General features: G+C 60.1%; 11 protein-coding genes and 1 tRNA gene. 6 read left to right on the top strand and 6 right to left on the bottom strand.

Annotation, left to right across the window (positions count from 1 at the left end):
* Window positions 1-31: 31 nt before the first annotated feature.
* Together N688_RS06375 and N688_RS06380 are read right to left on the bottom strand one after the other, a co-directional pair.
* On the bottom strand, window positions 32-214 hold the full coding sequence (locus N688_RS06375; protein WP_052888500.1) for a hypothetical protein: 183 nt from the start codon (window positions 212-214) through the stop codon (window positions 32-34).
* Between the two features lie 631 nt (window positions 215-845).
* Window positions 846-1,100, bottom strand: coding sequence for a DUF433 domain-containing protein (locus N688_RS06380; RefSeq protein WP_052888501.1), 255 nt, complete (start codon window positions 1,098-1,100; stop codon window positions 846-848).
* A 711-nt stretch (window positions 1,101-1,811) separates the two neighbouring features.
* On the opposite strand from N688_RS06380, the gene N688_RS06385 reads away from it, so the two are divergent.
* The 6 genes from N688_RS06385 (at window position 1,812) to N688_RS06410 (ending at window position 7,277) form a co-directional block, all read left to right on the top strand.
* Window positions 1,812-2,819, top strand: coding sequence for a biotin--[acetyl-CoA-carboxylase] ligase (locus N688_RS06385; protein ID WP_156025325.1), 1,008 nt, complete (start codon window positions 1,812-1,814; stop codon window positions 2,817-2,819).
* A 257-nt stretch (window positions 2,820-3,076) separates the two neighbouring features.
* On the top strand, window positions 3,077-3,541 hold the full coding sequence (gene greA / locus N688_RS06390; RefSeq protein ID WP_052888503.1) for a transcription elongation factor GreA: 465 nt from the start codon (window positions 3,077-3,079) through the stop codon (window positions 3,539-3,541).
* Window positions 3,542-3,793: 252 nt separating this feature from the next.
* The gene (gene lysS / locus N688_RS06395; RefSeq protein ID WP_052888504.1) at window positions 3,794-5,272 is read left to right on the top strand and encodes a lysine--tRNA ligase; all 1,479 of its coding nucleotides are present in this window, start codon (window positions 3,794-3,796) and stop codon (window positions 5,270-5,272) included.
* 297 nt (window positions 5,273-5,569) lie between these two features.
* Window positions 5,570-5,641: transfer RNA gene (locus N688_RS06400), tRNA-Val, on the top strand.
* A 381-nt stretch (window positions 5,642-6,022) separates the two neighbouring features.
* Window positions 6,023-6,667, top strand: coding sequence for a protein-L-isoaspartate(D-aspartate) O-methyltransferase (locus N688_RS06405; protein ID WP_052888505.1), 645 nt, complete (start codon window positions 6,023-6,025; stop codon window positions 6,665-6,667).
* A 91-nt stretch (window positions 6,668-6,758) separates the two neighbouring features.
* Window positions 6,759-7,277, top strand: coding sequence for a hypothetical protein (locus N688_RS06410; RefSeq protein WP_052888506.1), 519 nt, complete (start codon window positions 6,759-6,761; stop codon window positions 7,275-7,277).
* 80 nt (window positions 7,278-7,357) lie between these two features.
* Here the strand turns inward: N688_RS06410 and N688_RS06415 are convergent, their stop codons facing one another.
* The 4 genes from N688_RS06415 to nrfD form a co-directional block, all read right to left on the bottom strand.
* A complete protein-coding gene (locus tag N688_RS06415; protein ID WP_162179505.1) occupies window positions 7,358-9,034 on the bottom strand; it encodes an ATP-binding protein in 1,677 nt (558 codons plus the stop codon).
* A 132-nt stretch (window positions 9,035-9,166) separates the two neighbouring features.
* Entirely contained in the window at window positions 9,167-9,556 is a 390-nt protein-coding gene (locus tag N688_RS06420) for a hypothetical protein (protein WP_052888508.1), read from the bottom strand.
* Window positions 9,557-9,985: 429 nt separating this feature from the next.
* Entirely contained in the window at window positions 9,986-12,640 is a 2,655-nt protein-coding gene (locus N688_RS06430) for a CDC48 family AAA ATPase (protein WP_081838579.1), read from the bottom strand.
* Window positions 12,641-12,912: 272 nt separating this feature from the next.
* Window positions 12,913-14,064 carry an NrfD/PsrC family molybdoenzyme membrane anchor subunit gene (gene nrfD, locus N688_RS06435; RefSeq protein WP_052888510.1) on the bottom strand — a complete coding sequence of 384 codons (1,152 nt, stop codon included), beginning with the start codon at window positions 14,062-14,064 and terminating at the stop codon, window positions 12,913-12,915.
* Between the last annotated feature and the right edge of the window lies 1 nt (window position 14,065).

Below are 14,065 nucleotides of genomic sequence, written 5' to 3' on the forward strand. Positions count from 1 at the left end.
ATTTTCTGCCCTTGCCTGCTTGGCTTGCGCGCTAGAGGTAATCGCTCAGGTGGCCGTGGTCGATCAGCCAGTGCACGAAACGCTGATAGGATGTCTCCTCGCGGGCAAGCTGCTCTTCGTAGGCCTCACGCAGCTCGATCAGGCGACTGGCCTCCTCGACCGTGAAGCCCTCATCCAGGAGGGCGTCGATCAGCAGATCGCTATATTGCTGCATCTATCAGGTCCTCCTTTCTTGCTGCTCTTCCGTTAACTTCCTGACAGGACTCGCAAGCGCGACGGAGCGGACGGCTACCTTGAGAAGCGGAGGCTCTACCCTGCCGCCGTCTGGTAGGCGTGTACCGGGGCAGAGCAAGCGCACGAAACGTCAAGGCTGTGCTGACTGGCTCGCTCTGGCGAATGAAGCAGCCCTCGCCCTACGAACGAACGGAACCAGGCCACGCCGCGGCGGCCTGGGCGCAGCTTATTAGAGCGCAGCGGCCTCGGCTGAGAGAGGAAAGAGCTGGGCCGGCGAGCATCGGAAGGTCGGCGTCAGCCTTGAGAACCAGGACAGGACAAACGTGTGGTCGTGTGGTGAAGCGCGAGAACAGCCCTGCAGAGAGTGGCGAAGAGGAGGAAGAGCCACCCTGCGCCACTAGCCTTCAGCTCCACCGGGCTGATATCCGCCAGCATACTTCGTATACAGTATAGCGCGTGAAGCAGCGCTGTGGCTAGCCCTGATGAACAGCCTGGCTATCCTCTCTCGCCAGGGCCTGGCAAAAGCCGAAAAGAGGTGGTGCCGGAGTCGGGCAGGCACCAGCAGTGCGTAACAGCCAGAGTGAACGGGTCAGGAGGCAAGGAGCAGCCTCTTAGTCGCCGTCCCAGGACTGGTTACGAATATAGTGCTCGATTTCCTCTTCGTTATCGTAAAAATAGCTGATGGCATCATAGACTTGAGCCAGGCTCAAGCGATGGATGCGCGCAATCTCTTCAGGGTCCTTGCCGGACTGGAAGAGCAGGATCACATGGCGCACGCCAGTGCGCGTGCCTTCAATGATGGGCTCCCCACCGTAGATGGCGGGGTCACGAACAATATAGGGATGGGCGGTACGCTCGATGGCCATAGCAGAACTCCTCCTTTCCTCGACCAATCTTATTGTATATTATTTCAAGCATTGAGAACCTGCGCATGGGCATGAAAGAACCCTTAAAATCCGCACGGTTGATCGCTCCTGTTGACGTTGGCGTTCTGGTCGAAAAGCTCAAGGAAAAAGTGTTCAAGTAAATTTCAACGAAAAGCTTGACAGCACCTGAAATGCAATGTTACAATTAGCGCAATGAAAGGAGGTGGTGTGCACATGCCTGAACGTGAATGCCACGCAGGTGGCGAGTTAACCTGTCACACCAATCGGGAAGGGAGGGGCGTCTCCTGAGAGTGGCCCCAGCCGGAAGGTGGGAAACAACCTGGCCCGCTTGGAAAGTCGGTTAGCTCCCGCCTGTATGGCTTACCGCAGGACCGGTGCCGGTCGGTAGTGTTCTCACATTCTGCATCTCCGCTGCATGCCAGACAGAGCGTGTACAGGGTGCTAAATTGTCGCTACTAGCCGGCCCGGTACCCGCGGAAATCTTTTGGGCAAGGTATCTGGGGACGGGCTGGCCGAGATGAGCTAGCTGGTTTAGTGGAGCGGCAATAGCGATGCTGGCTGGTGGGGCCGAGTGGAGAGGAGGGAGGAGGCAAGTGAGGCAAGGCCGGCTCAACGTAAGTAAGCAAGGAGAGAGAAGGCTGGCGGGAAGTCCGGGTCCTCAGCTGAGGGAGGGCGGGAGGTGATAGTGCGGTGAGCAGCGGTGAACAGCGGTGCGCAGCGGTGAGCAGCGGTGCGCAAGGGCAGATGACCAACAGCGAACGGTTGCATCTCGACAGACTGCGGCAGATGTTAGGCACTCGCCTCCTCGGGAAGGGAGAGGCGCGGCTGCTCTATATTCCAGTGGTCGACTCAACGAATACGCTGGCAATGCAGCGTGCCATCGAGGCTACACCAAGCGAGAGTCTAGAGGGCCTGGTGGTGCTTACAGAAAGTCAGACAGCCGGGCGTGGCAGGCAGGGCCGCCGCTGGGTTGACGTGGCTGGGCGCAATGTCCTCTTATCGCTGGTGCTCTATCCACGCTTCCCGCTTCCTCTGGTGACTATGTTCTCCGCCCTGGCCGTGCTAGATGCCATTACTGATACCGCTGGCCTCGTTGCTGGTATCAAATGGCCCAATGATGTCTTGATTGGTGAACGTAAAGTTGCCGGTATTTTAATCGAGACCAGCTCCGATCGGGCAGGTCGTTTGGTGGCCGTACTGGGCATCGGCGTCAATGTCAATGGACGCAGTAAGGATTTAGCGATCGAGCAGAGTACGGGCGGATCAGTGCAGTCCTGTCCCGAGGCTCCTGCAGCTGCGTCAGCTCCGCTGGTTCAAGTGCCGACGCCGACCACGCTAGAGGCCGAGTGCGGTCGCGCAGTGAGCCGTGAGGCGTTCATATCCCAGCTTTTGGAGCATCTGGAGGACTCCTATCTCGCCCTGCAGCAAGAGGTTGGAGCGCTTGTTGAAGGATCCGCGCGTGCGGCGTTCCCCGTCTCGGCGGCCTTCTTCTCGCTGCCGGTGGCTCGCCATATTCGCGAGCGCTGGCGCAGCCGCTTACAGACGCTTGGGCGTCTGGTGCGTATTCAACAGGGTGCTCGTCAGCTCGAAGGCAGGGCGGAAGAGGTCAATGAGAGCGGCGAGTTGCTGTTGCGCTGCCGCTCGGGTGAGCGAGTGACAGTAACCTGGGGAGATGTGGGACATCTCTCCTCTGGATGATCAACTCCTGCTCTTGTGCCTGTAATTGGGCAGGATGCGAATGGCTGTAGCTCGCTTTGTCTCGTCTGGCCTGCTCCGAGGCGCTTACCCAGGCACAACCGGCCAGCATACTAGAGACCTGGACCGGCTCTCTGTTGAAGAAGCTGCTTACTGGCTGTTGGCGCTTTCCCCTCGTTGCGGCGCGGCAGGTTGGTAGGCAGGCTAAGACTCTGGTAGTAGATGAGAGATTTCCTGCAGACAATGGAGGGAAACATAGGATGGAGACACAGGGCGTCTATCTGACCGAGGATGGCCGGCAACGTCTTCTGAATCAACTGGAGTTCCTGCGTACTGTCAAGCGGGCTGAGGTTGCACGCTACCTGCATGATGCCAAGGAGGGGGGCGATGTCAACGACAATGCGGCCTATGAGGAGGCCAAGACAGAGTATGCCCGCCTCGAAGGGAAGATCTATGAGCTAGAGCAGATGCTCGCCACCGCGCGCACGATTCAGAAGGTCCAGAGCGACGAAGTAACGCTGGGATCAGTCGTGCGTGTGCGTAGCAGCGATGGGCGCGAGGCATGCTATACGATTGTAGGCGCCTACGAAGCGAATCCCAGTGCTGGCCGTATCTCCAACGAGTCTCCCGTTGGCAAAGCCCTGCTTGGCCATAAGGTGGGCGATCTGGTGATGGTTTCTACCCCTGGTGGCGTCAAAGAGTACACGGTCCTCGCCATCGAGTAGATGGGCTTCTCCCCCTGCGACGAGAGCATTTCTCTTTCTCCTCCCCGAGGGCTTTCGTCTTCTGATCCAGCCAGGATGGAGTATGCCGCTGTGTCTTTCGGGGCCGCCTTCTCTGGTGCGGCCCTTCTCTTTGGTTCCTTCCGGTCCAGGGAGGGCGGGCTGTCGCCAGGTCTTACTCTCTCCCTGCTATCCAGTGGCCCGGAATTTTGTTAAAATAGCGGCAAACCATTGTGAGGAGTTTCCAAGAGCGTTATGGCTGATGAAAGAAGTGTGCGGCTCCAGCGCCTGCAGGCTTTGCGTGAGCGCGGTATCAATCCTTATCCCAACCATGTAGAGCGCAGCCATACCATTGCCGAGGTGCTGCAGCACTTCGATGAGTGGCTGGGAGAGGAGCACTCTTTTTCTCTGGTCGGACGCATCCGCTTGCTCCGCGAGATGGGCAAGGTGGCCTTCGCCCATATTGAAGATGGCACTGGCCGCATTCAGGTCTACTTCCGCATTAACGATCTCGGTGAGGAAACCTATCGCGCGGTCCGACTGCTGGATATCGGTGACTTTATTCAGGCGCGAGGCTTTCTCTTCTACACGCGCACGGGTGAGCGCACGCTGCACGTTCTGCAGTTCGCGGTGATTGCTAAGGGCTTGCGTCCGCTCCCCGAGAAGTACCACGGGCTAGAAGATGTCGAACTGCGCCAGCGCAAGCGTTATCTGGATCTGCTGGCCAATGGGGATGAGGTGAGGCCGATCTTTGTCAGGCGTGGTCGCGTCATTCGGGCCATGCGGCGCTTCCTCGATGAGCGCGGCTTCCTGGAGGTGGAGACGCCAATCTTACAGCCTATCTACGGTGGCGCTACGGCCCGTCCGTTCGTGACCCATCACCACGCGCTCGACCGCGATATGTATCTGCGCATTGCGGTGGAGTTATATTTGAAGCGCCTGATTGTTGGCGGCTTCGAGCGGGTCTACGAGATTGGGCGCAATTTCCGCAATGAGGGGATCGACCGCACGCATAATCCCGAGTTTACGATGATGGAGTGCTATCAGGCCTATGCCGATTATGAGGACATGATGCGCCTGACGGAGGAGATGATCTATGCTATTGCCTTGGAGGCCTGCGGGACACCCCGCATTCGCTACCAGGGCTATGAGGTGGATCTGACGCCTCCCTGGCCGCGTCTGCCTTTGCTGGAGACGATCGAGGAGTTTACCGGAATTGACGTGAATCGCTATCCCGATCGGGAGAGTCTGGCCGCCGAGATGCGGGCTCGCGGCTATGAGGTTGATCCCTCCTTGGGTCGGGGCCGCTTGATCGATGAGCTGAAGAGTGCAATGTTCCGCCAGGGAGCTGAGCCGCTGCGCCGCGCGCTCTTCTTGACCGATTATCCGCTGGATGTCTCGCCGCTGGCCAAACGCCATCGGTCACAGCCCGATCTGGTGGAGCGCTTTCAGCCCTTCCTGGGCGGCCTGGAGATCGGCAACGCTTTCACTGAGCTGAATGATCCGCTCGATCAGCGCCAGCGCTTTGAGGATCAGATGCGCCAGCGTGCTCACGGCGATGTGGAGGCGCAGGTGCTTGATGAAGACTTTCTGGAGGCCCTGGAGGTAGGCATGCCCCCCACTGGCGGGCTGGGCATCGGCGTGGATCGCCTGGTCATGTTCCTGACCGATCAGGAGTCCATCCGCGATGTGATTCTCTTCCCCACGATGCGCAAGGCCCCTAACGAGCTGTGAAGTGTTGCTAGCTAGCTCCATTCCTGCTCACTCGCTCGCCCGCTGCTACTCTCGCGCTTGATGCCTCTGCGTGCTATCTGTGCTCATACTCCGGGCGGTGCTCTGGACCGCTGGCCTCGCCTGCCGTGGCCCTGCTCCCCTCGTCTATCGGCAGATGCCAGAAAAGGCCACGCCACCTATTCCTTGTGTCCCTACTTGACAAGCCCCGCCCGGAGTGCTATAGTAGCTATACCAGAGAGCTGGGGATTGAGCACAGACTACGACAAGCTGGCGCTCACCCCGGTTGGTAGAGTCAATGGGCGCTTAGCTCAGTGGGAGAGCGCTTCGTTCACACCGAAGAGGTCACTGGTTCGAGCCCAGTAGCGCCCACTTTTTTTATGCCCCTTTTTGCTTTGCCAGATATCCTTGGTTCCCTTTTCCTTCTGGGCTGGCTCTGGTGGCTCGGATCGTTTTCTCCATCGTTCCCCGCCTGCTGAAGGAGAGGGAGCAGGTTATGCTCGGCTCTCCTTGACGTCTGTTTCCCCAGGCTTTAGACTCTAAATGGATACCCTCGCGTGCCTCATCTCGAAGTGTGCAGCTTAGCCTTCGAAGAAGGCAGAGGCTTGGTGAGCTGATCAATAGCCGAGGGAGGATTGTCTTTGCTAGCCATACTCTTCCTCTGTGCCTCTCCCTGCCTGGAGCATGAGACTCGTAGATTGTACCTGATAGCTAAGATTGGGTGTTTTCCTCTTCACTCGGCTTTGGAATGCTATGGCTCGTGATCTTGAGACGCAGCGCCGTCATCTGATAGAGAGCTTGCGCAGCGCTGGTATCTACGATGAGCGTGTGCTGGCAGCCATTGAGGCGACGCCGCGCGAACTCTTCATTGATCCTCAACATCGGCACTGGGCCTATGCCGACCAGGCCCTGCCCATTGGCTGTGGTCAGACCATTTCTCAGCCCCTCATGGTGGCGACGATGACTCAGGCGCTGCAGCTGAGCGCTCAGGAGCGAGTTCTGGAGATTGGAACAGGTTCGGGCTATCAGGCGGCTATTCTGGCGCGTCTGGCGGCCTTTGTCGTAACGGTGGAGCGCTACCAGCAGCTGGCATGTCAGGCGGCGAGGCGGCTGCTGCAACTGGGCCTGCATAATGTGGCCGTCTTTGTGGGCGATGGCTCACTCGGTTGGCCGGATGCGGCCCCCTATGACCGGATTGTGGTCACCGCTGCGGCGCCGCAGATTCCTCAGCAGCTGGTTGCCCAGTTGGTCGAGGGGGGGAGTCTGGTCATCCCTGTTGGCAGCCATGACCATCAGGAGCTGCTGGTCATACGGCGCACGCCCAATGGGCAAGAGGTACATTCGCTTGGGGGCTGTGTCTTTGTGCCACTGGTTGGCAAAGGAGGATGGGAAGAATAGCGAAGTCCTGTTGTCGGCAGGCCCTCGCTGGGCGTACAATACAAACAGAGGTTTCTGGTGTCGCTGTTTACGACGTTCGAGGAGGATGAGCATGCCGGGGATACTGGCCAGTATCCAGCTTCGTTCGATACCGGGTTTGATTGCCTTTGTGCTACTCTGGCTGCTGCTGGTTGAGGGGTCCCATCTGCTGCTGGCGCTCTTGAGACGCGATCAGCTGATCGGTTGGGCTGTTGGCCCCCTGGGAATCACCACCCTGTTTGTGCGTGAACCGTCGCGCTTCTATATTGTGCTGGAGGCGCTCCTGCCCGCACTGGTCTCAGGCAGCATGGTCTATATCGGCTGCTTTACAGCATTCGGCCCGGTTACTCTCCCCCATCACCTCCTCTGGGTGATCGGGGTGATGCTGGTCGGTGTGCTCATCACCAGTACCGGAGATATTGTGAATGCCCTCTGCGATTTGCTCTATCCACTCTGGGGAGAGGCCCGCGTCCTGCGCCATATTCAGATTTTGCGGGCAAGCTGGGCTACCATCCATTTTACCCCCTTTGGCCGCTCTTACCTGCTGGACCGCTTCCAGGCAACCCCGACTGAGCTGTTGAAAGCCTTCTAGGCGAGACCCCTGCCGGGTGGCACGAGGAAGCAAGCCAGGGAGGGAGCCCGTAGCTGGCTGGGCTTGGTCTTCACTGGCGGTCAGAGCTGTCTTGTCTCCGCTGAGTTGGGGCTCTGCGGCAGGCTAAAGTAGAAGGTGCTGCCCATCCCTTGCTGATTGCTGGCGTAGCCGATGCGGCCTCCGTGGGCTTCAACAATGGCGCGGGCAACGTAAAGGCCGAGGCCGATCCCCGAATACTGGCGACTGGCAGCGTTGCGGACCCGATAGAAGCGCTCGAAGATGTGGTCGAGGTATTCAGGGCTGACCCCGATGCCTTCGTCGCTGATGCTGACCAGGAATGCATCGTTTGTGCTCTCCAACCGCACTGTGACATGTCCCCCTTGAGGTGAGTATTTGATGGCGTTGTCCAGGATGTTGCCCACCACCTGGGCGATGCGCTGGCGATCGGCGATCACCTTGCTGTCCTGGACTTGCAAATCGAGCTGGACGATGTGCTGCTCGGTGTTGGCCTGAGCCAGACGCACCTGCTCGGCCAACAGGTCTGCCAGATAGAAAGGCGTGTATTGCAGATCCAGGCGTCCCCATTGCACACGCGACAGATCGAGCAGATCGCTAACCAGGCGCTCCAGGTGCTCGGCCTGGCTTTGTACGATGTAGAGGCTTCGCAAATCGTAACTTTCTGGTGGCTCGGGCTGCTCGCGGCCCTCACGCGCTTGCTGGCGTAGACGCCGCTCCAGACGCCGGACAAGGTGCTGGGTGTAGCCTTTGATGGCGGTCAGTGGGGTCCGCAGCTCGTGGGAGACCACCGAGACGAACTCGTCTTTGAGCTTCTCGATCTGCTTGCGATCGGTGATGTCGTTGAGTACCACGACGGCGCCGCTGGGCAGCGGGTGATGGCTATCCTGGCTTAGTGGGGCCGCGCTGATGCTTAAGGTGAGGGGGACGGTCTCGCCGCTTTCGCCAATGATCAGCTCCTGATTCTTAATGGTCTGTCCGGTCAGGGCCTGATCGACAACGTGGGTCAGCTCGCGTAGCCAGGGCACGTTGCTGCGAGCAGCAAGCTGGCGGAGAGGTACACCAGGTTCGAGGCGTGTGTCGATCTCAGCCTGCTGGAAGAGCTGCTCAGCAAAGCGATTCAGGGAGACGATCGCACCTTGGGCATTGGTAATCAGCAGGGCCTCGGCCATGCTGCTGATAATCAGCTCCAGTCGACGCCGCTCAAATTCGGCTTCGCGCCAGAGGGCCTGCTCACGCTCGCGCAGGCGCATATTCTCCAGGGCGATGGCGGCGTAGTCGGCGATGATGCGTGTGAGCTGCAGGAGCTGAGTATCAAAGATGCCCTCGCGCTCGTGGAAGAGACTAAGCAGGCCAATGATGCGGTCCTCGACGGCCAGTGGCAGGTGGAGGAAGTCACCGATTTCGCTACCGCCAAGAGGGGATTGTGGCTCCATCAAAGCCAGGTCATCGGGAGCATCGAGATAGGCAGCGACAGCCAGCTCCTCGGGCGTCACTTTGGGGAAGTCAATAATGTTGGCGGCGCGGGCGATACGCTGGATCATCTCTTGGAGAAAGGAGGCGCTGAGGGGATAGCGAGGGATAATGGAGAGTTCGAAGGGGTCGCCTTGCTGGCCTTTGAGCAGGATAGCACAGGCGGAGAAACTGTATAACTCTTGTAACGTAGCCAGCAGGGCCCGATGGACCTGGAAGCGGTCGTTGGCGGCGACGAAGCGCTTCCCGATGGTGTTCAGATATTCCATCTCATGGCGGAGAACCGCCAGCCGATCTTCCCCCGATCCTCTGGAAGAGCGGTACGCGCCTTCTGGAAGTGTCGACTGAGACTGCACGCTGCTCTTCTCCATTGCTCGCTGCGACGCTAGACCGTCTTCTCTTTACGACATGATCGACATGTGCTGGAGCTGGCGGGTCACCTCATCGTGAAGCGGGGTAACAATCAGGTCGCCGGTGAGTTCCTTCAAGCCCGCAAAACACTCCTCCAGAAGAGCATTCAAACCTGCCGTCAGCTCCTGCGGAGATTGACCACCAAGCTGCTCCTGGGCAATCGCCGGAGTGACTTCAGTATATGGGATACGCTCAAGAAAGTGAAGAAATGGGTACTTCTCCGCTACTCGCCGGGCCGCGCCTTGCACGAGGACCCGCGTGGTCACTTTGCCCAGGAGAGGCGCGACACGGTCATCAAGCAGGCGAATGACCTCTAGATAGGCCGCGACAACTGGCTTCCGGGAGTCTGCAGAGCTGGTGTCTGATGAGTACAGCGACAATGTTGTCTCCCTTCGCTATGCTCACACTCTCCTTTATATTATATCACACGCTAACTATCCCGGTCAGCTAACTTTGATTGGAGTCGAAGTAGTTGTATTGACATGTCTTTGCCTTTGATCCAGGAGAGAAGCAGCCCGGCTTTATCAAGTGTTAATACGTATGCCTGCTCAATGTATTGAGCAAGCGCTGCTCAAAGGAGGCGATTATGCTCCTGGCAGACGTCTCTTCGGCGGCTTAGAAACGGCCAGCTTTCATTTGAACGAGAGCGCCACCTCAATCGTCGTGCCAGGTGTCAGAGGACGCGAAGGGAGGGCGAAGAGTGGCTCGGACGGCTCTCTCGCGCGTTCTCCCCTCGTCTTTTCTCTAACGCTCTGACTGATTTCTGCTCTCTTGCTTCACTGCGGATGAATTTGCCATCGCCCTTTCTTTCAGGAGGAGGAAGCGGGACCTGCCTGAGAGTGGCGCGGCACTAGGCCGAGCAGACGGGCGAGCCAGAGGCGCCAGCCGCGCAGTGCTGGTGGTTGGAGAGCGGTCTGTGATGGTGAATTCCCGAGGCTGCCGTAGCTGGCGGCCAGATCAAGCAGGCGCTGCCGTGCTTCGTCGCGACGGGCGCGCTCGGCCTCTAGCCTGGCCTGAGCCTGATAGCGCTCTTCTTGCTCGGCGATTGCGTGCAGAAAGTGTGCGCGACGGATAGAGAAGTGGCTCTCCTCTCCGCTGGCCTGGGCTGTCTGGCCGGGAGTGCCGACCGTGCCGGAGACCTTCGACTCCTGCTCCTCGCTGATCTGTACGCGGCCTACTTGTTGCAAACGCGGCTCGATCCAGTCATGCAGGGCCAGCATCGAAGCGCGGCGACAGATCGCCTCGATATCGGCGCCGCTGCGGCCTGGTGTCAGTTGGGCCAGCTCCGCCAGGCTGACATCGGGGGCCAGCGGTTTGCCGCGCGTGTGCACGGCGAAGATTGCCTGGCGATCGGCTTCATCAGGATAGGTGAGCTCGACGATCAGATCGAAGCGGCCTGGACGCAGCAGGGCTGGATCGATCAGCTCGGGCCGATTGGTGGCAGCCAGCACGATAACACCCGTGCGCCCCTCGATGCCGTCCAGCTCCGTCAGCAGCTGAGCGATCACCCGATCGCCGACATGGTTGTCCAGCTCGGCCCCGCGCCGCGGTGCCAGGGCATCGATTTCGTCGAAGAAGATGATGCAGGGAGCTGCCTGCTTGGCACGCTTGAAGATCTCACGTACCCCCTTCTCGGATTCGCCGACCCACTTTGAGAGCAGCTCGGGACCTTTGATAGAGATGAAGCTCGCGTTGCACTGGTTGGCCAGGGCGCGTGCCAGGAGGGTTTTACCGGAGCCGGGAGGACCGGCCAGCAGTACGCCGCGGGGTGGTTCAACTTTGGCCTTGCTATAGATCTCGGGATAGCGCAGCGGCCACTCCACACCCTCGGTCAGCAGCTGTTTGGAGTGGGTCTGTCCTCCAATGTCATCCCAGGTCGTTTCACTGACCTCGACGTAGACTTCGCGGGTCGTCGATGGCTCGATCTCGCGCAGGGCGGCCTGGAAATCGGCCATCGTGATATTGAGATTCACCAGGGTCTCGAAGGGAATATAGCCGCTCTGGTAGTCAATGTAGGGCAGCACGCGGCGGAGCGCGATCATGGCCGCCTCTCGACAGAGTGCCTCCAGATCGGCCCCCACAAAGCCGGGGGTCAGTTGAGCCAGGCGAGCAAAATCGACGTCACCAGCCAGGGCGGCGTCGCGTGTGTGGATGCGGAGGATCTCCATGCGTCCGTAGAGATCGGGGACGCGCAGGGCAATTTCTCGGTCAAAACGGCCCGGACGGCGCAGGGCCGGGTCGAGCGCGTTGGGCTGATTGGTGGCTCCGATGACAACAACCTGGCCGCGCGAGGCCATGCCGTCCATTAGGGCCAGCAGTTGGCCAACAATGCGTCGCTCAACCTCGCCACCCATTTCAGAGCGGCGTGGCGCCAGCGCATCCAGCTCGTCGATAAAGATGATGCTGGGGGCGCGGCGCTGGGCCTCCTGAAAGACCTCGCGCAAACGTGACTCACTCTCGCCGTAGAACTTGTTGATGACCTCCGGTCCATTGATCACGAAAAAGGCTGCGTTCGTCTCCGAGGCGACGGCGCGGGCGATCAAGGTCTTGCCGGTCCCTGGAGGGCCATAGAGCAGCACCCCTTTAGGAGGTTCTACTCCCAGACGATCGAAGACCGCCGGATATTTGAGCGGTAGCTCGATCATTTCGCGAATGCGCTGTAGCTCCTTGCCCAGGCCCCCGATGTCTTCGTAGCTGACGCGCCCCAGACCGCCTGAGCGCCCGGCCCCGCGGGCCTGAGCGCGGACAATGGTGCCCGGCTGAACGATGACCGCTTCGACTTCCGCCCGCTCGTCCTGCTCGGCCAGGGGAGCGACGGCTGTCCCCTCTAGCTGCGAGCGGCGCGAAGGGTAACTGGGTGTGGCGGGCACCGTGCTAATAATCAAGAATTCGCGGCTCGCCGTACCCGGCAGGTTGAGGCGAAGCAGGTCGCCTGTGACGACGGGCAGGCCCACCAGGTAGCGCGCGATGTACTGCAAGTCGCTCTCTTGAATGGGCGCACCGCGGGTCAGCGGCAGCAGTGTGATCTTCTCCGCTCTCTGCACTCGCGCTTTGCGGACCGTGACGCGCTCGCCCAGGCCGGCATCGCTATTCTGGCGTACCTGGCTATCCATTTGGATGATGCGCTGCCCGCGCTGCTGCGGGACGCCAGGCAACAATCTGGCGGCAGTGGTCCGCGCGCCGCTGATCATGACAATGTCTCCGGGCTGACAGCCCAAAGCCTCGATATCGTGTGGATCGAGACGCGCAACGCCACGTCCAACCTGCAAGCCCTCGACGACAACGAACTGCAGGCCCTCATCCTGACTGGCTGTGGCCTTTGTTCCTTCCTGCGCCCCTGGCGTGTCCGGTTCTGCGCTGTGGCTTGCCGCTGAGGTCGAGACCTCTGGGTCTAAGCGGCTGGTGATTCTTCCAGTTCCCACCTTGTCGGACCCACTGCCGCTGTGATGCTGAGGCTCCTCCATTGCTCGGTTCCTACTCTTTCGCTGAAAGCTTGCTCTAGTGCTTACCTCTGGGGAATGACAGGCTCACCGTCACTTCCTCTTACTCATTACATCTACGCTGCGGCTTGGCTCAGAGTTGAAGATCGCTGGCAGGTTAGGCAGGACAGGCCGGAGCCAGGACAAGCAAGCAAAAAGGCTCTCGTCCGCCTGGTCAGATCGCCCCTGGGTGGCCGGTGGGACTGGCCACTGGGGAGGGGCAAGCTGATCAGGCGAGGAAGAGCCAGAACTTGTAGTTAGCGGGCGGCTCGGGCATGCCAGAGCGTGGTACGGGCATCGCGACTGGAGTGATGGCCAGCCTCAATGATCGTGCGGCGCAGGAAATAGCCGCCGATGAGGACCAGAAGTGAGAGCCACAAGCTGCTGAGGCTCACGCGCTTCTGCTCTGGCCGCTGGCTTGCCATCCCGTCCGTGTCTGCCTCGCTATGCGTGCGGCGCGAGAGGAGCAGCCGTGTCTGGAGCAGCCAGGGCAGCAGCAAGCCGCCGATGGCCACGAAGCGCCAGAAGCGTGGCCCGTGCTCGGCTGGTCCATGACCCACGAGGACACGGGCGGCTCGTCCGGAGCCCCGCAGAAAAGCCAGGAGGGCGAGCTGCTCGCTCAGGAGCGCGCCCCACTCCAGGCGCTCCAACTTGTGCAGAGCGGCGGCAGGCGCAGCGCTGAGGCGTAACACGAAGGTGATCAGAGCCGAGCTTGTAGAGATGGCCGACGAAATGAAAACCGCGCCGAGCATCTTGCTGCGCGACCAGAGCGGAATGCTTGTCGTGGCCAGGAGAACGCCGGTATAGCCTCCCAGGAAGAGAGCGAGCGCCATTCCTGGGAGGGCCAGCAGGCGCTGAGGGAGACGCGCTAGCCAGTGTGCCCCCCACCAGTGGCCCAGCCAGTGGTCGCGTGCAGCCTGAATCAGGGCGCTCAGGCCGCTGAAGAAAGAGAAGCTGACCAGGCACCAGACGCCCATTGACATGGGCGAGCGCACCTTGAACATGCGCAACATATTCAGAAAGCGCTCTGGGCGTCCGAGATCCTTGATGAGCAGCAACGGACAGGGGAGCAAGGCTAACAACGAGAGATAGTAGCCAGCTCGCCGCGTCGCTCGATCCTCGGGTCCGCCAAAGAGCGCCGCCAGGCTGGCGATGAAATAGCAGCCGGCGGCCAGGCCGCCCAAGAAAAAGTACCAGACGATTTCCCAGCGCCAGACCGGCTCTTTGAGAGCAGGATAGTCGTAATATGTTGGCTCTTGCTGCTCGCGTTCAGGGTCTGGATGATAGCCTGTGCTGAGCACTGCCAGGAGATCCATCCAGCCAGTGGCGCGCGAGATCTGCCGGAGCCGTTGCGCCAGGGCCTGGCCCGTGGCGAGCCAGGCGGAAAAGCTCTGCCTCTCTGGCTGCATC

The sequence above is a fragment of the Thermogemmatispora carboxidivorans genome (assembly GCF_000702505.1).
Taxonomy (GTDB): Bacteria; Chloroflexota; Ktedonobacteria; order Ktedonobacterales; family Ktedonobacteraceae; genus Thermogemmatispora; species Thermogemmatispora carboxidivorans.